Source organism: Flavobacterium lacus (assembly GCF_003268815.1).
Classification (GTDB): domain Bacteria; phylum Bacteroidota; class Bacteroidia; order Flavobacteriales; family Flavobacteriaceae; genus Flavobacterium; species Flavobacterium lacus.
On sequence record NZ_QLSV01000016.1, the window covers coordinates 54,990 to 77,669 of the forward strand.

Genomic DNA, 22,680 nt, shown 5'->3' on the forward strand with positions numbered 1-22,680 from the left:
CAAAATTATCCCTATGCTCACCCTTGGCGTTCACCACACCCTCAAAATTGACCGAAGCACCCTAGTGGGTCTCTTTTTAACCGACGGAAAAGACGACGTATTGCTTCCGGTGAAATATGTGCCCGCCGATTACGAAATAGGGCAGGACATCACTGTTTTTGTGTATTTGGATCACGAAGAACGTCCTGTCGCTACCACCCTCAAACCGTATATTACATTGGGGGATTTCGCCTTTTTGCGAGTGAATTATACCAATCAATTTGGTGCATTTTTAGATTGGGGTTTGGAGAAAGATTTGTTTGTGCCGTTTAAAGAGCAAGCACGACCGATGGAGCAAGGCAAACGCTATTTGGTGCATTTGTTTTTGGATGAAAAAACGAATCGGTTGGTGGGTTCAAGCAAGATTAATCAGTTTCTGGACAAAGAACCATCTGGTTTAACAAGCGGAGAGGAAGTGCATTTGATTATCTCGCACATTACCGATATTGGTATTAATGTGATTATCAACGGTCGTTATCGCGGATTGGTTTATAAAAACGAAGTGTATGAAGACAAAATTCGTCCGGGAGACAAAACCAAAGGATTCGTAAAACTCGTGCGTCCCGACGGTAAAATAGATGTTTCGTTGCATCGAGTAGGTTTTGAAAGCATTGAAGAAAATGCGCAAATCGTCTTGGATGAACTGAAAGCCAGCCGCGGTTTTCTTCGCCTCACCGATAACAGCCACCCGGAAGACATCAAAACAGTCCTGAAAATGAGCAAGAAAACATTTAAAAAAGCAATCGGAACATTGTACCGCCAGAAGTTGATTGAGATTAAAGAGGATGGGATTTATTTGGTTGGCTGAGGTGGTGAGGTGCTGAGTTACTGAGGTTTCAAACTTTGCGACTTTGCGAGATAAAAAACACTTCGACAAAAAAACGCTCCACTTGGTGCGAGACTAATCAAAAAAAAACTTGGTAGATTAAATAAATTTTAATTAATTTTGATAATAGACCTATGAGTCTGGCGTTGCATTCCACCTAACCAGTACAAAATGCTTCACACACAAAATAAGATTATCATTTTATGACGTTCCAATTAAGTTGGTTTTCAGGGCTAATCCAAAGAAAATCGGTTAGGTTTTTTTTACTTTTTACAGCTTGTTTTTTGTCCGGTGTTGTGCTGTGCTACGGTCAGCAAAAACAGCAGCGAAAAATAGTTAATGTCTATACTTTGCATCATAAATGGCCACATCAAGACAAAGTGATTGTTCCTATCGGAACAAAAAAAGTCATGTTAAAGGCGGGTTGGACAATGACAGAGGAGATAGCCGGAATGACCATTCAACGCGTGCTTGAAAAAGATACCTTGATTGCCACACCCCGTGATAGTACCGTTACCGTTTTATCTAACTGGAAAATAGCCGGAATTAAATATACTGCCGAATCGCCGGGAAAGATTTATTTAAGCCCTGTTCCTTTTATAGAAGAATCAGATGCACCACTCAATCAAATGGTTTATATTCCATTACCCGTTCATGAAGAATTGCTTTTAACGCATTTGCACACAAAATGGAGTGCCATTACGATACCGTTTACAATCAGACCCGCCATCAAAAATCGACTAAACAGTCAAGTAACCAGTGAATTAAAAATCGGAACTTCTTTTAGTTTGAATTACGATTGGGAGTTTTATAAAAACCGAAGATTAGACGTCAAAACAAGAACCTACGGCATTTCTGCAGGACTGGGTTTTGGTTTGGGCAGAGTAGGGCTAGACGAAGGCACCACGCGTCTTTCCGGAGCTAATTATACAAACGAAGAAGAAGGTCTCATCTTTTTTATTACGCCCGGTTTGGGAGTAAACGTGAGAGGATTCAAGGTACTAGGTTTTTACGGATGGGATATCGGTTTGACAAAAAACACCGGCGATTGGAATTACAACCGTAAACCCTACATCGGAATCGGGTTGGGCTTTGATTTTTGGACGATGAAACGGTAACGTTTTTTGCTTCAGTTTTGTTGGAAGCCTTTTGTAAATCTAATTTTCGCAAGCAATAAAAGTGGGTTTAAAATCATAAAATAATCAATACTATGAAACAAGTTTACGTATTGCATCACTTTTTGTTAACGGCAATAGGGTCGTTATTGTTTTTGCTCACGTCCACCGAAGTTAGTTGGGCCCAAGCGTCGCACGAGGCAGTACTTTTTAAGAATGTTTCTATTTTCGACGGCAAAAATAATACGGTTTTAGTACAACAACATGTAGTAATTAAAGGAAATAAAATTGAGGTAATTTCGGCAGTGCCGCTGGAGGAAACAAGCACAACATTGGTGATCGACGGAACAGGAAAAACCCTAATGCCTGGATTAATCGACGTGCATGTGCACATGGTTTTTGGAGCGTTAACCATGGGCGATATGATGGCACCCGATGTAAAACCCGAAGCTTTATTTGGAAAAGTATTTATACAATCGGAAAAAATGTTGATGCAAGGCTTTACTTCGGTGCGAGATGTGGGCGGACCTGTTTTTGACCTCAAAAAAGCAATTGATGACGGTAATGCGAAAGGCCCTCGTATTTGGCCTTCGGGAGCTATGATCAGTCAGACCGCCGGACATGGCGATTTACGAACGCCGCAAGAACGTTCCCGACGATTTTTCGGACCTATTTCGAGAGCAGAAAATTTTGGAGCTACTTTTATAGCAGACGGCCGAGACGAAGTGCTGACTGCAGTGCGTGAGAATTTGCGATTTGGAGCCAGTCAGATTAAATTAATGGCAGGTGGTGGCACTTCTTCGGCCTATGATCCGGTAGATGTGACGCAATATACTTTTGATGAAATGAGAGCTGCAGTAGAGAGTGCCGAGGACTGGGGAACCTATGTCACGGTACATGCCTACACGCCTAGAGCCATTCAACGAGCGATAAAAGCGGGTGTAAAATGTATCGAGCACGGACAACTGTTAGACAAAGAAACATTGCGACTGATTAAGAAAAATAAAGTGTGGCTCAGCACCCAATACCTCGTGGAAGATACACCGGACATGGATCCGTTGCGAAGAGAAAAGCGAAAACCGGTGATCGAAGGACAACAAGCGTTATGGCCTATGGCAAAAAAAATGAAAGTTAACCTCGCTTGGGGTACGGATTTTCTGTTTGAACCTTGGCTAAATGAGGAGCGAAATAATTACTTGTTAAAACTCAAAAAATGGTTTACACCGTATGAAATTTTAAAAATGGCGACTTATGACAATGCTCAATTGTTGGCACTATCCGGTAAACGAAGTCCTTATACAGGCGAAATCGGAATTGTTAAACAAGGAGCGATGGCCGACTTGATTTTAGTGGATGGAAATCCAATTGAAAACATTGATTTAATCGCTCAACCCAATGAAAACTTTTGGGTAATTATGAAGGATGGACAGATAGCAAAAAACAAATTTGTAGAGAAGTAATGCATTCGGGTGATGCTTGTAAAATTTCATGCTGCATTAACCGATAGAATATGATGTCACAAAGATAGAGTGCTCACAAACAATCCAACCCAAAAAATGATGACCAAACCTAAACTATATCTTTCGTTAAGCATCTTCGCTTTTATCCTTTTGTTTTTAGGGATGGTGAAGAGCTTTTTTGCGGTTACTTTTTTTGCGGTGACGTTTGATTTTATTTGGATTCCAACAATTTTATTGGTGTTTTGTATGCCTTTGTTGAATTGTGTGGAGATTATCAAAAACACAGCTGAAATCAATCTGCTTTATTGGATAGGATTGGCACTGAATAGCATTTGCATGATCTTTTTACTGAGGCATTTGGGGATTGGGTTTGAGGAATATAGCTTTTAGGTTTAAATGTTTAAGGGTTTAAAAGTTTAAGGGTTAAATCATTGCGACTTTGCGAAGCAATAAATTTTGATGGAACTTTTATTAAGAACTTTTTCTCACAGAAAACGCGGAATGAGAAGATTGTGTGAAATCTAGGAGGAGATTCATACGGAATGACAAAACTGGGTGAAAATTGGTGCCGAAAACTTTGGCAGACAACCAACAACAGAAAACAGAAAACAGACAACAGAAAACAGACAACAGAAACCTACTCCTTATCATTCAACTCAAACGGATAATCACCAAACAAAGCCGAAAGCTTCATGGCCTGGTAAGTCTTTTGAGTATATTTATTAGACAAGGCGATAATCACAATAGTGTCTTTTTTTAAAGTAGTATAAGAGGATGTATTGCCGTGCCACCAACCGTTGTGATAATGCAGGCTTTGACCGGTTTCCCACTCGCGAATACGAATGCCTAAACCGTAGTTTTTTACCCCTCGTTTTTCATAGCTATAGCCCTTGAGAGCTTCTTCCCATAAATCGTTGCGGAGAAATTCAGATGAATAGGTCGCCAAGTCAAATTTAACCAAATCGCGTGGAGTGGAATAGATGTTTTTATCGCCGTAAATGGCATCAAACTGATCCCAACCGTGATTGACATAATTGGATTTATACGATTGGCTCACTTCATTTTTTTGATTCACAAAATCAATCACAAACGTATCGTTCATCCCTAAAGGTTGAAAGATTTGTTCCCGCATAGCTTCGGCATAACTTTTTTCGGTTACTTTTTCAATAATGAGAGCCAGCATAGCATAATTGGTATTGCAGTAATTAAATTTGGTGTCGTTTTTAGCTAACAAGGCAAATTTGTAGCGTTTTAAGTAATCCAGCACATCGGCATTGGTGAGTGTTTTTCTTGAATTCCATCCTTTTATGCTTTCGCTGAAACGGGAATAATGGGGTAGGCCGCTGCGGTGATTTAAGAGTGTTTTCACCGTGGTATTTTGATAGGGAAAGTCAGGTAAATACGTTTGCACTTTCTCGTTTAAATCGATTTTATTTTCTTGAACTAATTTTAAAATGAGTGTTGCGGTCATTACTTTGCTCACAGAGGCCAAATGCAGGGCCGTTGTTTCCGAAATCGGTGTTTTGCTGGCAAAGTTGGCATAACCTTTATAATCTTCAAAAATGATTTTGCCGTTCTTTGCGACTAATAAGCTTCCGCTAAAATCAGATAATCCTATTTTTTTGCTGTAGAATTCAGAAACCGCTCTTTCTTTTTCAAACGCATAAGCAGCTGAAACCGGATGTAACGCTAACGAATACGGGATGGTGATTAAGGAGGAATCGACGAGAACAACCTCTTCAGGAACATGAAGTGCTAAAAGTGGAGTCTCTTGCTTTTTTTGACAAGAAAAAGTGAGGAGTATCGTGAAAATTGCAACGGCAATGGGTAGTTTAGACATGCGTAAAAAGGGTATTCGGTTGGTTGGAATAACAAAACTAAACTTTTTAAACTTAAAAAAATCTAAATTATTTCAATTTTAGGATTAATTGTCAACAGGTAATTAACAAAAGCCTCTTTATTTTTTGGAGAAACATACAAATCATCAAATTTGTTGTAATAAATGTATAACCCGTTTTTATCCAAGGAGGCTTTTAAAAAACTTTTCGTAACCCAACCGTATTGGTATTCGATTTTTCGGATGCTGTTAATGTCAATTTTGCCTCGAATTGGTCCTGAATTGTAATGTAAAACAGTTTCGTTCTCGATGACATATTTGGTATCAACTAAAATCCAAACTAAAAAGATTGCCGCAGCAACAATAAGCAAAGCGGCAATAAGGTCTTCTGGTTTTAAATTACCTTCCCAGAAAATAAAAAACGTTAAGGAAAATAAACAAATTGGAAAACCAATGAGCATTACTTTCGTAAGGGGATGAACAGCGGAATAAAAAACCTGCTCTTTCATTTGACAAACGCACTATTTTTTTACTTTATTCTACCACAATAATTTCTAACTGGGACATAAAATCTTGAGCCTCTTTTGATTTTACCTCACCAATAAAAATAAGCTGTAAAAAATTATTTTGACTACGAAGTGTGGTTGACTCTAAATTCATTCCGTTTACTTTTCCAATGGTTTGAATGGTTTCGGAGGCATTCTTGAACTTCATATTTTTTTCAACAGGATTTTCAGGTAACGCACCCATCAGCCCATTTAATTTTTCAAAACCTTCTTGATTAATTGATTTCAAGAGGTTTGATAAACCGTCTTTATCCAAGGTGTTGATGTACTCCAGCGGATAAATCGACTCATAGGCCAGAATAACAAGACCATTTTGTTCGGTCATGTAATTTGATTTGTCAATCGATAGTTCGTCTTTTTTAACGATGGTTTTACTTTCCAAGGCATCTTCTGCTAAATTCATCACAAAAACAGATGGGTTGTCAGACTGACCCAAAACAGAGGCATAGGTTATAAAGGAAAGCACCAAGAGAATAATCTTTTTCATATTTTTTAGTAAGAGTTGTTTATTTGTTGCTACTTATTTTGTTTTTGTTTTCAACAACTTTTGATTGGCAAAACAATTATTATTTCAAATATAGTCACTTTATTGTTTTTTTTTAAAATATAAAATCTTTATTATAAATCATTTAACAGTAAGTTATGATTTTTCACAACTAGATTTCTTCTTTTCAAAAGTTAAAAATAGTATTTTTACGCTAAAATCAAATGATTATGGCAGAAATAAATTGGCAAACCGCAAAAGAGTTTGAAGATATCACCTATAAAAAGAGCAACGGCGTAGCCCGAATTGCGTTTAACCGACCGGAAGTGCGTAATGCGTTCCGACCCAAAACGACCGCCGAGTTGTATCAAGCATTTTATGATGCACAAGAAGATACCTCAATTGGGGTAGTCTTACTTTCCGCCGAAGGACCTTCACCCAAAGACGGTATTTATTCCTTTTGCAGCGGCGGCGACCAACGGGCTCGAGGTCATCAAGGCTATGTGGGCGATGATGGGATGCACCGTTTAAACATTTTGGAAGTACAACGTTTAATTCGATTCATGCCAAAAGCCGTGATTGCCGTGGTGCCGGGATGGGCTGTGGGTGGCGGTCACAGTTTGCATGTAGTGTGCGATTTGACCCTTGCAAGTAAAGAACATGCGATTTTTAAACAAACCGATGCCGATGTCACCAGTTTTGACGGGGGTTATGGCTCAGCTTATTTGGCTAAAATGGTCGGACAGAAAAAAGCCCGGGAAATTTTCTTTTTAGGTAGAAATTATTCGGCTCAGGAAGCATTTGAAATGGGCATGGTGAACGCCGTGATTCCACACGACGAACTGGAAGCGACAGCCTATGAATGGGCTCAGGAGATTTTAGCCAAATCACCGACGTCTATCAAAATGTTGAAGTTTGCCATGAATTTAACCGACGATGGTATGGTAGGACAGCAAGTTTTTGCAGGCGAAGCCACTCGTTTAGCCTATATGACCGAAGAGGCAAAAGAAGGCAGAAATGCCTTTTTGGAAAAAAGAAAGCCTAACTTTGAGAAAAAATGGATTCCATAATCATCAACTAAAACTATATACTTTGGAAGAATTTACTAATTCAACGGTTTCGTTTGATTCGTTGCCAAAATTCGAATTGGTTCCGTTTCAACCACTAAACAAAAATTATTTAAACGTCGTCTATATCAGCAATGCCATTTTTGCAGTTATTTTGGCTATCGGACTTACGCTATTCATTATTTTTAATGACTTTGTTCGTTCCAATGTTATTCTTTGGGTTGCAATTCTCATAGGAATTATTGCGCTTTTATTTTGGCTCTCAAACATCAGTTTCAGAAAAAAAGGATATGCGCTTCGTGAAAAAGATATTTTGTTCCGCAAAGGAATTTTATCCACCACAAAAACGGTGATTCCATTCAACAGAATTCAGCACGTCGCTTTACATGAAGGTGTTTTTTCACGCATGTACCAATTGAGCGAATTGCAAGTGTATACTGCCGGTGGAAGCAGCAGCGATTTGCATATTCCGGGTTTGCCAAAAGAAGAAGCCGAACGCATTAAATCGTTCTTGTTGAATAAGATTACGGTACTGGAAAATGTTTCAAACGTAATTGAAGAACCAATTTTTCCCGAAGAAATCCGGGAAGAAAATCATCCAATAGACGAATCGCGATCCGATTCGGAAAACGAAACGCAAAACTAACGCCATGTACGATTTTAGTAAACCCCAACGGCAATCGGTCAAAGGAATCGCCATTATGTTTGCCGATACGTTGCAAGGTATTATTCGCGGACTCTGGGCTCCGATTTTGCTCGTAATTTACAAGTTTGATTGGAGTAAGATGTATTTTTTAATTTTCGGATTTTTAATTTTATTACTTTTAATTGGTGTAATCGCTTATTTAAAATACATCAATTTTACTTATTTTTTAGATGAAGAAAAACAAGAATTTGTCATTCAAAAAGGGGTAATTACCAAAAACAACATTACAATTCAGTTAGATAAAATTCAGCAAGTAAATATCAATCAGTCGGTTGTTCAAAAATTGGTGGGTGTGTTCAGTGTAGATATCGATACGGCCGGAAGCAATAAAAAAGAAGCGAGTATTCGTGCAGTGGATAATCAGGTAGCTCTACATTTGAAAAACAAGTTACTTTCGTTTGAAAAAACCACAATCGATATTTTAACCGATGAATCAAGTTTGGAAACGGAAAAACCTTTTTTAAAGATTAGCTTTCTCACACTTTTAAAAGTTGGAATTACCTCCAATTACGGAAGAAGCATAGCTTTATTGATTGGTTTTGTTGGTACGTTATACGGCGGTTTTCATGATGTGGTAACTTCCTTTGAGGTGGATGAAGAGGAAGTAAATGGTTTGGTTGACCGAGGATTGGGTTATTTTTCGCTCTCGTTTTTTCTAATTGGAGTGATGGTTTTAGTACTTTTAATCAATCTAATCCGAACGGTAGTCAAGTATTTTGAATATCAAATGGTTATTCAACGAAAAGCATTGGCTATCACGCATGGTTTATTCGCCAAAAAGAATACGCTACTTAAACCGGCAAAAGTTCAGATTACGGCCTTTAGCCAGAATTTTTTTCAACGAAAGCTTAATTTATTCGACCTGCGACTCAAGCAGGCTTCTTCTACCGATGAAGCTGGAACAGAGGGAAAAAGCAGTAATGATATTGAAGTTCCCGGTTGTAGTCCTGCAGAAAAAGAGGCTATACTGCAAATGATTTTAGATAAAATTCCCACTACCAAAGAAATTTTGAAGCCTAATTTTAGATATTTAATCAAAGCAATTCTATTCGGAATTTTTTTCCCTTGTGCCATCTTTACTTTCATGGGCTTATTTGTTTTTGAAGCACTACAAAGTTTTTTTCCGGTAATGATCGCGTATGTTTTGTTGATGGGAATGATTGTGTTTTTTCAATTTAGAAATTACCGATTGCTGCTTAGTCTCGATTTTATAACGTTAAAAGGCAATGCTTGGGATGTTCAGCATCAATTGATTGAACCATTCAAAATACAAGGCATTACTACTAAACAATATTTGTGGCACAAACGGTCAGATGTAGTTCATTTAACCTTTCATACCGCTGCTGGCGATTTATCCTTTAAATTTGCTAATTATTCTGCTTTAAAACCGTGGATCAATTATTGGTTGTATCAAGTGGAACGCAGTAACCAAAATTGGATGTAAATCGTTAAAATTAGCTTACTTTTGCAGAATAAAATTAAACAATAATGAAGCATTGGATTGAAGCCGCTCGGGTGAGAACATTACCACTTTCGGTATCGGGAATTTTGGTAGGAAGTTTTTATGCCTTGTCTAAACCAACAGAAAGTGTGCTCACACCCACACAAGTATTCAGTTGGAAGATTTTTGGTTTATTGATGTTAACAACAATAGGATTGCAAGTGTTATCCAATTTTGCCAACGATTACGGCGATGGAGTAAAAGGCACCGATAACGAAGACCGAATTGGTCCGAAACGGGCGTTGCAAAGTGGAGTAATTTCTCCTGCTGCAATGAAGCGAGCCATCATTATTACAGCATTTCTAACCTTTATCTCGGCTGTTTTATTGATTTACACGGCTTTTGGTTTAGAATATTTATATTATTCCATTTTCTTTTTACTATTGGGAATTATTGCCATTGCATCGGCAATTCGCTACACCGTTGGAAAAGGAGCTTATGGCTACAAAGGTTATGGTGATATTTTTGTGTTTTTCTTTTTCGGATTAGTAAGTACGTATGGCTCCTATTTTATGTTTTCCAAAGTATTTGATTGGTATTTGTTACTACCGGCAATTGCCATTGGATTTTTGAGCGTCGGAGTGCTCAATTTGAATAACATGCGTGACGAGGTTTCGGATAAAAAAGCTGGAAAAAATACGATTGTGGTGAAAATTGGTGGAGTAAAAGCCAAACAATATCATTACTTCTTGGTTATTTCTGCAATGGTGTTATTGTTGATTTTTGGAATTTTGCAAAATTTTGCCATCGATCAATATATTTATTTGATTGTTTTTCTACCAATTATTACGCATTTACTTCGTGTGAGCAGAACACAAAACCCAGCCGATTTAGACCCTGAGTTAAAACGTTTGGCGATATCCACGTTCATGGTTTCTTTGCTGCTGTCGTTGTGTTTGATTTATTTTATTTCAGATATTATTGTATAATTTTTAATTTTTACTGCTATGAAAATTACATTTTTTGGTCATTCTTCACTCGGAATTGAAGTGAATGGAAAACATATTGTAGTGGATCCGTTTATTTCAGGAAATCCAAAGGCTTCTCACATTGATATTCATTCATTGAAAGCTGATTTTATATTGTTGACGCACGCACACCAAGATCATATTTTAGATGTGGAAGCCATTGCAAAACGCACCAATGCCATAATTGTCTCCAATTGGGAAATTGCTACCTATTACGGAAACAAAGGCTTTCAAAACCATCCAATGAATCACGGCGGAAGTTGGGATTTTGAATTCGGGAAGGTAAAATATGTCAATGCCATTCATTCCAGTTCTTTCCCGGACGGTACGTATGGCGGAAATCCGGGCGGATTTGTGATTGAAGGCGAACATAAAAATATTTACATTGCAGGCGATACCGCATTAACGATGGATATGAAGTTAATTCCGCTTCGCACGAAGTTGGATTTGGCCATTCTTCCCATCGGAAGTAATTTTACCATGGATGTGGAAGATGCGATCACAGCCGCAGAATTTGTGGAATGTGATAAAGTGTTAGGCATTCACTACGATACGTTCGGTTATATCGAAATCAATCACGAAGAAGCCATCAAAAAATTCTTTAACAGCGGAAAAGATTTGATGTTGTTAGAAATTGGTGGATTTATTGAGCTGTAATTCTTGAAAGCAACATATCAAAAATATACATTAAACTTCAAAAGACCTTCCGGTACTTCCAGAGGTGTTTTAACCCAAAAAGAAACTTGGTTTATCATCCTAGAAAAGGATGGTAAAAAAGGAATAGGCGAGTGCGGTATTTTACGAACATTAAGCATTGATGACCGACCCGATTATGAAGAAAAATTAAAATGGGTGTGTCAACATATTCATTTAGGAGTGGATGAACTTTGGGAAAATTTAATCGAATTTCCGTCTATTCAATTCGGAATTGAAATGGCTTTTTTATCGTTGGAAAGTGAAAATCCGTTTGAATTATTTCCATCTGAATTTACTTCCGGACAAAAAAATATGGAAATAAATGGGTTGGTTTGGATGGGCGAAGAGTCGTTTATGAAAGCCCAAATTGAAGAAAAATTAGCACAAGGTTTTCGTTGTATAAAATTAAAAATCGGAGCCATTGATTTTGAAAAAGAATTAGGATTATTGCGTTATATTCGTCAACATTTTGATGAAAAAACCATTGAAATCCGAGTGGATGCGAACGGTGCTTTTGGTTTAAATGAAGCTTTAGATAAATTAAATCAATTAGCTGGTTTTAAATTACATAGTATAGAACAACCTATTGCAAAAAATCATACTGACAGGATGGCAGAGTTGTGTAAAATGTCACCTTTGTCGATAGCTTTGGATGAAGAACTGATTGGTGTGTTTTCAAAGGAAGAAAAAAGACAATTACTTCAAAAAACCCAACCTCAATTCATCATTTTGAAGCCGAGTTTGGTCGGTGGTTTTCGAGGAACACAAGAGTGGATTGAGGTAGCTGAATCACTTCAAATTAAGTGGTGGATTACCTCAGCCTTGGAAAGTAATATTGGTTTGAATGCAATTGCTCAATGGACGTTTACGCTTCAAAATCCAATGCCACAAGGTTTGGGAACAGGAGGACTTTATACCAACAATGTTGATTGTCCGCTGGAAGTTGTCAAAGGAAAATTAAAGTATAATCCTGCTCTGAATTGGGATATCAGCCAATTGGAATTTTAGCTTATTTAGCTAAGAACTTATTCAATGAATCTTTGGCTTGTTCTCTGATTTTGTTTCGCATAAAAGGTGTCCAACCCAGTAAATAACCTTTTAATCCCAATGCCATTCCGCTCCACTTCCATAAGCTGAATGAATCGGTGTGTTTGATGATTAAACCATCTTGAAATTTGAATTTCGCATAAATTTCATTCACGACTTTTCGGTCGGTTTTACTAAAGTTATACGTCGCAACCCATTTAGCTGTGCCGTTTTTTTTGGAACTTTTTAAATCGAAAAATTCAACGGACAGGTTTCCTTTGCTTCGTTCGATAAGCATTTTCCACATGGCACAAACTTCATCATAATTTAATTTGCCAAAAGCCGGATCAGTGAAGGTGGCATCCGGATGATAGCACTCGGCCATCCTCTTGGCGTCGAGTTTACTAAAAGAGTCATAGAATTTCAGTAGGACATTATGGGTGGTATGTATCATTCCAGTCTTTTGTGGTTATGGCTGTTATTTTATTTTCGTCGTTAATTGAAACGCGTAATTCTTTGATTTTGTATTTTTTTTCGTATTCACATTTGTATCGGAAAATGGTTAGTCCATCTTCATCATTTCGGAGGGCTTCCACTAATTTCATGTCTTGAAATTGACCAAAAACACGTAGAATGTTTTGGCAAGTCATCGCGATTTTATCTTTATTTATTTTTTTCAAAACTTCGTCAGTCGCTTCTTCTTTGGTGAACGGCTTGAAAGTAGAGGTGTTGCAAGTGTTTAGCATACGTTTGCCTAACGCATACGCTCTGCTCTTTTTGACCGAACTGACTTCGTTGATGCTTACTTTTATAAATTCAGGTTTTTTTTCTACGTGCTCACCTGTTGCGGCTGTTTTTCTCGATTTACAAGCGGTAATAAGTAGTAATAATAGGAAACAGTAGGCAACTTTTTTCATCTTAAATCTTTAAAAGCAAATTTGGATCAGGGCAATTTTTAGTATAATAAAGCATATCATTTTCACTACAAACACCAGGATAATCCCCCTGATATTCTTCTATGTCCACGATGATTTGAAAATGTAAATGTGAGGCATAATTGCCATTAATAGCAGCGGTACCTAAAGTAGCTATTTTCTCCCCTTTTTTAAAAGATTGATTACCACGCAACAAAGCTATACTTTCTAACGAAAGATGACCGTAAAGTGTATAAAATTCACAATTATTTAACGTATGCTTTAAAATGATAGTTGGTCCATAATCACCCAAAGCTGTATTGTTTTGAAAGCTATGCACTACACCATCAAGTGCTGCTAAAACTGATGTTCCGGCTTTAATCCATAAATCTAAACCGATGTGAATATTTCTTTCAGAGGCAGCAGTTGTGGAATTAAAAATTGAACTCCTTTCGTATAACTTTCGTTTTTCAAGATAACCACCATAGGCTACTTGAGCTTGATTTTTGGATAAATAATCTGCAATAAAAATTTCATATTCAGCAGCTGTTTGAGGTTTATATTCTTTTAACGCATCGGAATGAACAGATAAATCTAAAGGAATATATTTACTGTATGGAATGGAAGAGTCAATAACTCGCACATTAGTTTGTTGAAATAAAATTGTTTCAAGTGTATTCATTTTTCAAAGATACTTCACCCAATATTTTAATCTGTTAAATTGATTTTAAAATATTACTTATTAACATATCATTTCTTTTTAATAGCTAATTTACCACCTAAATAAGCCATGGGAAGGTAGGCAACAAGTAGATCTAACGAATTAAACCACATAGGAGCCGGAAGCATAAACACGCTCGCAATGCCACCCAGCAAGAAAAAAAAGCCTATTCCGTAGGCCAGCTTCATCGGATGATTGCTTGATAATTTGGCAGCAAGAAAAGCACCAAAAAGCGTACCTACAGCATGAGCAAGAAAGGGGAAAATAAAATGGCTAGGCCTAAACAAATGAATGGATGCGTTCAATCCTTCCATGGTACTTACATCAGCTCCTTCGGGTGGTGGAATGACAAAAACACTGATTTTAATCAAAGCCATATTGATAATGCTTCCTAAAACAATTCCAATAACAACTGCTACAGTATTCTTAAAAAAAGTATTCATTTTTTACTATTTATTTAATTTTTCATAAACTTTAATGACAAATTGATTGTTAAAAATTATAATTCAGCTATACATTACCACATCACATGAGTAAAATATGCTCATCTTACGTTGCCTTTGTTTTTAGTTTTATGCCATTGCCAAGTACTTAGGGCTTTTGTCGTGAAATTAAGAATTGTATAGTTTTTGTAGCGTAAGATAATTATTTTTTTATTTTTTTTAAGTTATTTTTAGTAATTCCAAAAAAAGCAAAATATGATACCCTACGCACTGTCTTACTTCAAAAGTTATTTTATGGCTACCTTGTTGATATTATTTTTTTCAACAAAACTGACTGCTCAGAATCTATTGAGTAACGGCAATTTTGAATCCGGCGGAAGTGGTATAGGTTTTCTTGTTAATAATTACTCCTTGATAAACCCGCTTACAGGAGCGAGTAGCCCCGGTCAATATGCCATAACTACAAATCCAACACTCATGAACACTAATTTTATTCCCGGAGGTGATCACACGACCGGAACCGGAAATATGTTAGTGTATGACGGGGCAAATAATAGCGGTGTTTTTTTCTGGACCGCCGGAAATACAGGTGGTGCAATTGGAGGTTTTACGGTGGGATCAACGTACACCTTTAGCTATTGGATTAAAACGGTATCCAATGAGGTTACAGTCGGTAATACACGGCCTAATATAGGTGTTTTTTTTGTAGGAGCAAATAACATTAGTCCTTCTAATTTGAATCAGTTAGCTCCACTTCCGGAGGAAGGATGGCAGCAAGTAGTTTATTCATTTGTGGCAACAGCTCCCGCTATTTTAATACGACTTAGAACACTGAATGGTGGTGCCTTGGGAAATGATTTTGCAGTTGATGATTTTGTTGTCGAGCAAGGGGCATTGCCGCTAGAGGGTTCAGTTACAACCATAAACCCAACTTGTCCAACCAGTACCGATGCCTCTATTACTGTATCGGTTGTGGGAGGTGCTTTACCTTACGGAAGTTTTAATTTAACAGGAACTGTTTCGCAGTCCAATTCTTCTGGAATTTTTTCAAACCTACCGCAAGGAACGTATACTGTATCAGTTATTGATTCAAGTGGCGAAGAGTTTAGGGTAGATAATATTATTTTAGTTGCACCAAATGATCTGCAAATTAGTGAACCAACTACAATTTGCGAAGGAGAGTCAACAGAATTAACGGTGAGTGGAGGTGTCAATTCTTACACGTGGACAGCGAATCCGCCGGATAGTTCACTGATTAATCCAAACGCTGCTACACAGAATGTTAGTCCATTAGTGACAACAACCTACACCGCTGTTTCGGGTACTGAGGTATCGCCAACTAATCTTGTTTTTAATGGGGATTTTACGCTTGGAAATGTTGGTTTTACCACTGATTACACGCAAGTGGCTAATCCCAATCCATTTGGTGTGCAGTCTTCCTATGAGATCGTTCAAAACCCTAATGCATGGTTTACACCTTTTGCATCGTGTGGTGATCATACTACCGGAAGTGGTAATATGATTGTTTTTGATGGTTCAACTGATCCAACCGGAACTACTCGTGTCTGGTGTAACGAAGAAGTAATCAATGTGGAACCAAATACAAATTATACCTTTTCCTACTACATAGCATCTGTCGCACCTGAAAATCCGGCTTCCATGGTGGTTGAAATTAATGGTGTTTCATTAGGTGCAGCGTTAAATGCTCCTACAACAACTTGCCAATGGACTTTGCATTCGTTTTCATGGAACTCAGGTTCATCAACAACGGCAGAGATTTGTATTTTTAATTTAGTATTTGCCAATAATGGAAATGACTTTGCCTTGGACGATATTTCACTGGCAGAAACGGTTACTTGTTTGTACGAAAAAAGTGTAACAATAACGGTTAACCCGCTGGTTGTTCCCACATTTAATCCGGTTAACCCAATTTGTACGGGAGGTACTTTATCAGCTCTACCAACTACATCTTTAAACGGAATTGAAGGAAGCTGGTCGCCTGCTTTGAATAATTCGGCAACTACTATTTATACATTTACTCCAAGTGAATCGAGCGGCTGTATTTCAACAACTACTTTGTCTATTCAAGTTGTAGAATTAACAACCCCTGTTTTCGAAATGGTTGGCCCAATTTGTGCAGGAGATTCGTTAAATCCTTTACCTACCACTTCTCAAAATGGTGTTATTGGCTCTTGGTTGCCTGCCTTAAACAATACGTTAAGCACAACCTATACATTTACACCCAATACAGGGCAATGTGCCACTATAACAACACTTACGATACAAGTGACAGCACCGGTGATTCCTGTTTTTGAAGTGGAAGAGTCGGTTTGTTTTGGCTCTACGATCAATGAATTACCCACGGTTTCAATCAATGGAATAAACGGTACTTGGTCGCCGCCCTTGAACATGTCTGCCTCAACAACCTATACCTTTACACCTGCCATTGGAGCGTGTGCAGTAACAACAGAACTTACGATTGCCGTGATTTCTCCACCGCAATTTACAATTTCACAAGGCTGTGTAGGTTCGATTTATACACTTAGTGCTGTGGTTGAATCAACCGGTGCAACTACAACGTATGCGTGGTATAATTCCTCAGACATTCAGATTGGAACGAATAACACTGTCGCAATTTCTTCTGGAGGAGAATATCGTTTGGTGGTCACACAAAACGGATGTAGTAGTGAACAAAGTCTGAATGTAATTAGTACGATTTGTAGCATCCAAAAAGGAATATCACCAAATAATGACGGATTAAATGACAGTTTTGACCTTTCTTCTTATGAGGTAACTGATTTGCAGATTTTTAATCGATATGGAGTTTCTGTTTACAACAAAGCAAATTATAGAAATGAATGGTTTGGTCAATGTAATAAAGGAAACGAATTGCCTGATGGAACCTACTATTATGTGATCAATTTTGAAAATATTGAAACGAAAACAGGCTGGATTTACATTAATAAAGCGTACTAGATTTAGTCATAAAAATTTTAAAAATAGAATTGCAACCAATAAAGCCGGATTTTCTTGTGAAGACATCTTTGAATAGAAATTGTCAAGCCAAAAGTTTCCCTAAATAAAATGAATCAAATAAAAATAATTGCTGCTTTTTTCTTCCTATTATTTTCTTCAAGCAGTTCCGCACAATTGGGTTTTTGTACAGGAAGTAAAGGTGAACCTATTTTTACTGAAAATTTCGGAAACGGAACCAATTACGGACCTGCTTTACCTACCGGAACTACTAATTATAATTTTGTTACAGGTAGCCCTAATGATGGAAGTTATACGTTATTCTACAGAACTAATCTCTACAGCACTTGGCACTATTCGCTAGACCACACTCCAGATGCCACCAATGGAGTAAATGGAAAGGCATTAATTGTGAACGCTAATGCTAGTACAACTGGTGATTTTTATAAACGTATTGTTACCGGATTGTGTGTAAATACTACTTTTGAGTTTTCTGCTTGGGTGATGAATGTGTATAATCCCGGTTCTGGTTTTTGCGGTGCAAGTGAAATCCCTATCAATGTCCGGTTTGAAATATGGAATGATACGGAAACAGTTTTGTTAGGTTCAGGAGATACCGGAAATATAATGGGTACATTTTCACCGATTTGGCAACAATTTGCGCTCGTATTTACCACAGGAGCCGAAACCTCTGTGGTTTTAAAAATGAAAAATAATGGCGTAGGCGGTTGCGGAAATGATTTGGCAATCGACGATATTGAATTTAGAGCTTGTGGTGAGTTAACAACCATATCCAGTCCGCCTCTTTCCGGACAACTATATCAAGCTTGTTCCAACCAAGCTCCGTTTTCTCTAACTTTTCAAGCCGCTACAACGGGTGTTTTACCACACTTTTATCAATGGCAATCGAGTAGCGATGGCATAACTTGGACAGATATTCCGGGAGCGAATGCTGCTGGCTACACGGCTACAAACATAAGTTCCACAACTTATTTTAGAACCAAAGCAGCACAAGATGTAGCAAATTTAAACAATAGTTTTTGTTCAACGATTTCGGATATTTTTACAGTTTCATTTCTAAATTCACCCGCTGCCCCAATCAGTAATGGAAATGTGGAAATCTGTCAAAATGATCCTTTTCCACCACTTTCTGTTTCCGCCAATACGACTTCGGGAGTGAATTGGTACGACGCTCTAACAGGTGGAAACTTACTGCAATCGAATACTACCTCGTTTACACCTGCGGCTGCCGGAACCTTTTATACGGAAACCTACGATTTAAATTCGAATTGCCTGAGCACGACCAGAACTCCGGTTACATTATCAATTGTTCCTTTACCTACGGCAACAATTTCAGGAATAACATCCATATGTGCCGGAAATAGTACAGTGATTAATTTTAACGGAACTCCAAACGCAGAAATAACATATACAATTGATGGAGGAGCAGACCAATTTATTACGTTAGATGCAACGGGCTTCGCTACGCTTACATCACCGGTTTTAAGTGCAAATTCTACCTATAGTTTGGTGAGTATCACTTCTCCTATTTCTGCAAGTTGCAATCAAACGATAGCAGGATCAGTAACTATTTTAGTAAATCCACCACCCACGGCTTCCATTTCAGGTGATACATCGCTTTGTTTAGGTGATAACGGTTCGATACAATTTGTGGGCACCCCAAATGCAACTGTTTTTTATACGATTGACAATGGACCAAGTCAGTTCACTGTTTTAAATGCCATAGGTGAAAAAACTGTCGCGATTTCGAATGTCACAACCACTACGGTGGTAAGGATTACTGAAGTGAGTACAGCCGGTGGAAGTGGTTGTTCGCAAACGTTAAGTCAATTGATCACATTCACGGTTGTGCCTTTGCCTATCGCTACCATTTCAGCTAATCAAACAGCTGTATGTGATGGTGATACAGTAGTGCTGACATTTACGGGAACACCCAATTCACAATTGACGTATACAGAAAACAATGGTGTTAATCAAACCATAGATTTGAATGGAAGTGGAACAGCTACCCTAACCACTCAGGCGATTACAACCGCTACGACATTTCGATTGGTAAAGGCAGAATTGCTACAAAGCCCATTTTGTTTTCAATCTATTTCAGACGCAGTTACCATTGCGATTAATCCGATACCGACAGCTACTTTTACTGGTGGTATAGCCTATTGTTCTGGAGAAACTACCGCTATTTCACTTGCAGCTGATTTGGTTGGTACGGTGTTTACATGGACAGTTGCTCAAAACGGAACTACCGGAGCTACAGCCGGAAGTGGAGATCAAATTAGTCAATTATTGTTGGCTACTAATGCCAATAGTACAGCTACTTATACTGTAACTCCTGTTTATAACAACTGTACCGGAAACCCAATGACAATAATTGTCGTGGTAAATGCAATTCCGGAACCAACGTTAACAGATGGTGCCATTTGTTTACTCACGGGAAATACTTCTGCTCAACCGTATGTGTTAGATACTGGATTATCAACTTCTGATTATAGTTTTGAATGGTATTATGAAGAAGATTTAATTTCAAATGCAAACGGAAGTACATACGATGCTTTCCAAATTGGAGAATATGCTGTGGTAGCGACCAACCTTATTTCCGGTTGTGTTTCTCCGGTAGTAACAGCAGTAGTTACCGAATCGGTACTTGGTGAAAGTTTAGTAATCGAACAATCCGAAGCGTTTAGTGAAAACCCAACGATTACTGTTACGGTAGTGGGTGGAGAAGGCCCCTTTTATTATCAATTGGATGATTTTGGTTTTCAAACGTCAAATGTATTTACTAATGTGGCACCCGGTTTTCATACCATCACGGTGGTAGATGATAGTTTATGCACTAATTTGACTGGAACTGTAACGATTATTAATTATCCTAAGTTTTTTACGCCTAATGGTGATGGTTACAACGATACTTGGAATATTACCGGTGTGGATGGCTCATCTCTTATCTATATTTTTGACCGTTACGGAAAGTTACTCAAGCAAATCAGCCCACTAGGATCAGGTTGGGACGGAACCTATAATGGGCAACCGGTTTTTTCCAGCGATTATTGGTTTATGATTAACTATCCCGAAAACGGGACACCAAAGACGTTTCAGTCGCATTTTAGTTTGAAGCGATAACCTATGGAATGAAAAAAGTTTACTTTTTGATTATAAAAATCGTCGACTATTGCTCTTCTTTTCTTCGTTCTTCGATAAATTTTGTAAGCATTTTTCCGTATTTAGAATTCGCTACTTTAGGCGACATCGATTTTTGAATGGTATCTAAATATTTTAATTGGGCATCATGTACTTCCGACAAAGCAATGTATGGACCCACTTCATACTCTTTTTGGTTGAGTGCAAAGTTGATGGTGTATAAGTACTTGCGTTTGACAAGTTTTTCGTTCGCTAATTGAATACTGTCGAGACTAGCTTGGTTGTTCTCTTGTTTGGCTTTAATTTCTCTCTCTAACAATACCAATTGATCTATATTAAAACGCGAATTAATTGTAAGAAAATCTTCAAATAAGTCATGATTTTTTGAACCTTTCACTTGCGCATTTGCATAAAAGGTTTCCAATGTGGTTTCGATAGAAAGATGACCCGGCTCAGCAAAAACTACTAAATTATTATCTAATGAATTCGACTGACCACGGTCTAAAAACAAATACAACATTTCGGGGGAATCGATTTTTAAATGACTTTCAAATTCAGATTTTCCATCAAAAATAATAGAATCAACCACCACCAACGTCGAATCTTTGAGCATTTGAATATATAATTTTCCTTGTTTGATTCCTTTTATATTTCCGGAAATGTGAAGATTGGCATCGCTTTTGGTTTCTTCTTTTTTACAAGCGATAAACAGACTGAATGCTACAAAAAGCAATACGGTTTTTTTCATTTTTTTTTGATTCTAATTTGGTTAATATATTAAATTGGTGCAGCAATCTCCATAAGATAGGCACAAAGTAAAGCACCATAAGTGCCAACTACATAGCCAAATACAGCTAATAAAACGCCAACACTGGCTAATGACGGATGAAATGCCGAGGCGATAATAGGTGCCGATGCTGCTCCACCGATATTGGCTTTGCTTCCCACAGCGAGGAAGAAAAACGGAGCTTTGATTATTTTTGCTACAATGATAAGTAACAGTACGTGGATAGCCATCCAAATCAATCCCACAACCAAAAGTCCGGGATTACTGAGAACAGAACCTAAATCCATTTTCATTCCGATGGAAGCGACTAGAATGTAGATGAAGACACTGCCAATTTTGCTGGCTCCCGCTCCTTCGTATTCTTTTAATTTTGTAAATGAAAAGATGATACCGAGTGCAGTGGCGAAGGTAACCATCCAAAAGAAACGGTCACCAAACGTAGATACAAAACTAGTTGGGTCGTTAACGGCTTCAAAATTGGCTTTTAAAACATCAGAAATTGAATTACTCCCCCAATGCGAAAGGCCAACTGCTGTGAAAGCAATTCCCAAAATAATCATCAAATCAGTTAGACTTGGAATCTTTGTTACACTCGCAGCATAAGTAGAAACTTTATTTTTTAATTCCTCAATTGAGCTATTGTCAGCTTTTAACCAGTTGTCAATTTTTTCTTTTCTGCCAATTCCAAAAAGTAGCACCGCCATCCAAATATTGGCAACAACAATGTCAACTAACACCATAGCTCCATATTTTTCTTGATTGTATTTAAATACTTCAAGCATAGCAGCTTGGTTTGCACCACCGCCAATCCAGCTTCCGGCTAATGTGGAAAGTCCACGCCAAATGGCATCAAAACCGGCACCGCCAACGGTTTCCGGTGAAAAGATGGAAACGATTAAGACGGCAATAGGTCCGCCCAAAATAACACCAATTGTTCCGGTAAAAAACATGATTAAGGCTTTTGGACCTAATTTAAACATGGCTTTTAAATCAATGCTTAAGGTCATCAAAACCAACGCAGCGGGCAATAAATAACGACTGGCAACAAAATAAATAGATGATTTTTTTGTAATTATTTCGCCATTTTCAGCAACTTCGCTCCACTCGGGCGAGATAATATTCAGCGAACTAAAAATAGAAGGAAGTAAATAACACATTAGCAACGAAGGGAAAATGACATAGAATTTTTTCCAAAAACCTTCTTTAATAGTAGAGGTGTAAAAGACAAATGCTAACAAAAGCATTAATAATCCAAAAACGATGGTGTCGTCTGTAATGTAGGGTGCGTTTTTCATTCGTTGTAATTTGGGTGCAAAATAGGTATTTTTTGAAAATTCTGAAGTGTTTTTTTGAGTTAGTTGTAATAATGAGCCACGAATTCACGAATTA

At 37.8% G+C, this 22,680-nt stretch carries 20 protein-coding genes; 11 read left to right on the forward strand and 9 right to left on the reverse strand.

Annotated features, from left to right (window positions below; genetic code table 11):
* Positions 1-13: 13 nt before the first annotated feature.
* The 3 genes from B0I10_RS14010 to B0I10_RS14020 all read left to right on the forward strand — a co-directional run bounded on the left by B0I10_RS14010 (position 14) and on the right by B0I10_RS14020 (position 3,440).
* A complete protein-coding gene (locus B0I10_RS14010) occupies positions 14-847 on the forward strand; it encodes a CvfB family protein (protein ID WP_112087139.1) in 834 nt (277 codons plus the stop codon).
* Between the two features lie 221 nt (positions 848-1,068).
* Positions 1,069-1,983, forward strand: coding sequence for a hypothetical protein (locus B0I10_RS14015; RefSeq protein WP_112087140.1), 915 nt, complete (start codon positions 1,069-1,071; stop codon positions 1,981-1,983).
* Positions 1,984-2,075: 92 nt separating this feature from the next.
* Positions 2,076-3,440 (forward strand): metal-dependent hydrolase family protein, encoded by a 1,365-nt coding sequence (locus B0I10_RS14020; RefSeq protein ID WP_112087141.1) that lies wholly within the window; start codon positions 2,076-2,078, stop codon positions 3,438-3,440.
* A gap of 637 nt (positions 3,441-4,077) precedes the next feature.
* Here the strand turns inward: B0I10_RS14020 and B0I10_RS14030 are convergent.
* The 3 genes from B0I10_RS14030 to B0I10_RS14040 all read right to left on the reverse strand — a co-directional run bounded on the left by B0I10_RS14030 (position 4,078) and on the right by B0I10_RS14040 (position 6,330).
* Positions 4,078-5,280 (reverse strand): serine hydrolase domain-containing protein, encoded by a 1,203-nt coding sequence (locus B0I10_RS14030; protein ID WP_112087143.1) that lies wholly within the window; start codon positions 5,278-5,280, stop codon positions 4,078-4,080.
* A 62-nt stretch (positions 5,281-5,342) separates the two neighbouring features.
* Positions 5,343-5,786, reverse strand: a complete 444-nt coding sequence (locus B0I10_RS14035; RefSeq protein ID WP_112087144.1) for a PH domain-containing protein — start codon at positions 5,784-5,786, stop codon at positions 5,343-5,345.
* A 25-nt stretch (positions 5,787-5,811) separates the two neighbouring features.
* Positions 5,812-6,330, reverse strand: a complete 519-nt coding sequence (locus tag B0I10_RS14040) for a hypothetical protein (protein WP_146740370.1) — start codon at positions 6,328-6,330, stop codon at positions 5,812-5,814.
* Positions 6,331-6,557: 227 nt separating this feature from the next.
* Between B0I10_RS14040 and B0I10_RS14045 the strand changes: the two genes are divergently transcribed.
* Genes B0I10_RS14045 through B0I10_RS14070 form a run of 6 tightly spaced genes read left to right on the forward strand, consistent with a single transcriptional unit; the run spans position 6,558 to position 12,273 of the window.
* Positions 6,558-7,397, forward strand: a complete 840-nt coding sequence (locus tag B0I10_RS14045) for a 1,4-dihydroxy-2-naphthoyl-CoA synthase (protein WP_181456963.1) — start codon at positions 6,558-6,560, stop codon at positions 7,395-7,397.
* Positions 7,398-7,419: 22 nt separating this feature from the next.
* A complete protein-coding gene (locus B0I10_RS14050; protein ID WP_181456964.1) occupies positions 7,420-8,040 on the forward strand; it encodes a PH domain-containing protein in 621 nt (206 codons plus the stop codon).
* A 4-nt stretch (positions 8,041-8,044) separates the two neighbouring features.
* On the forward strand, positions 8,045-9,544 hold the full coding sequence (locus tag B0I10_RS14055; protein ID WP_112087146.1) for a PH domain-containing protein: 1,500 nt from the start codon (positions 8,045-8,047) through the stop codon (positions 9,542-9,544).
* Between the two features lie 44 nt (positions 9,545-9,588).
* Positions 9,589-10,530, forward strand: a complete 942-nt coding sequence (gene menA / locus B0I10_RS14060; protein WP_112087147.1) for a 1,4-dihydroxy-2-naphthoate octaprenyltransferase — start codon at positions 9,589-9,591, stop codon at positions 10,528-10,530.
* Between the two features lie 18 nt (positions 10,531-10,548).
* Positions 10,549-11,226, forward strand: a complete 678-nt coding sequence (locus tag B0I10_RS14065) for a metal-dependent hydrolase (RefSeq protein ID WP_112087148.1) — start codon at positions 10,549-10,551, stop codon at positions 11,224-11,226.
* Positions 11,227-11,229: 3 nt separating this feature from the next.
* Entirely contained in the window at positions 11,230-12,273 is a 1,044-nt protein-coding gene (locus tag B0I10_RS14070; RefSeq protein ID WP_112087149.1) for an o-succinylbenzoate synthase, read from the forward strand.
* A gap of 1 nt (position 12,274) precedes the next feature.
* Here B0I10_RS14070 and B0I10_RS14075 read toward each other — a convergent pair whose 3' ends face one another.
* The 4 genes from B0I10_RS14075 to B0I10_RS14090 form a co-directional block, all read right to left on the reverse strand.
* Positions 12,275-12,745, reverse strand: a complete 471-nt coding sequence (locus tag B0I10_RS14075; protein WP_112087150.1) for a nuclear transport factor 2 family protein — start codon at positions 12,743-12,745, stop codon at positions 12,275-12,277.
* On the reverse strand, positions 12,726-13,208 hold the full coding sequence (locus B0I10_RS14080; RefSeq protein WP_112087151.1) for a hypothetical protein: 483 nt from the start codon (positions 13,206-13,208) through the stop codon (positions 12,726-12,728). The genes B0I10_RS14075 and B0I10_RS14080 overlap by 20 nt, the downstream gene beginning before the upstream one ends.
* Before the next feature lies 1 nt (position 13,209).
* Positions 13,210-13,887: a peptidoglycan DD-metalloendopeptidase family protein gene (locus tag B0I10_RS14085; RefSeq protein ID WP_112087152.1), complete on the reverse strand. Its 678-nt coding sequence runs from the start codon at positions 13,885-13,887 to the stop codon at positions 13,210-13,212.
* Positions 13,888-13,955: 68 nt separating this feature from the next.
* Positions 13,956-14,369, reverse strand: a complete 414-nt coding sequence (locus tag B0I10_RS14090; protein WP_112087153.1) for a hypothetical protein — start codon at positions 14,367-14,369, stop codon at positions 13,956-13,958.
* 255 nt (positions 14,370-14,624) lie between these two features.
* On the opposite strand from B0I10_RS14090, the gene B0I10_RS14095 reads away from it, so the two are divergent.
* Entirely contained in the window at positions 14,625-17,345 is a 2,721-nt protein-coding gene (locus B0I10_RS14095) for a gliding motility-associated C-terminal domain-containing protein (RefSeq protein ID WP_112087154.1), read from the forward strand.
* Between the two features lie 108 nt (positions 17,346-17,453).
* Positions 17,454-20,486 carry a T9SS type B sorting domain-containing protein gene (locus tag B0I10_RS14100; protein ID WP_112087155.1) on the forward strand — a complete coding sequence of 1,011 codons (3,033 nt, stop codon included), beginning with the start codon at positions 17,454-17,456 and terminating at the stop codon, positions 20,484-20,486.
* Positions 20,487-20,532: 46 nt separating this feature from the next.
* On the opposite strand, the gene B0I10_RS14105 is transcribed toward B0I10_RS14100, so the two are convergent.
* Together B0I10_RS14105 and B0I10_RS14110 are read right to left on the reverse strand one after the other, a co-directional pair.
* Entirely contained in the window at positions 20,533-21,252 is a 720-nt protein-coding gene (locus B0I10_RS14105; protein WP_112087156.1) for a DUF4369 domain-containing protein, read from the reverse strand.
* A 29-nt stretch (positions 21,253-21,281) separates the two neighbouring features.
* Positions 21,282-22,586 (reverse strand): DUF819 family protein, encoded by a 1,305-nt coding sequence (locus tag B0I10_RS14110; RefSeq protein ID WP_112087157.1) that lies wholly within the window; start codon positions 22,584-22,586, stop codon positions 21,282-21,284.
* Positions 22,587-22,680 lie beyond the last annotated feature (94 nt).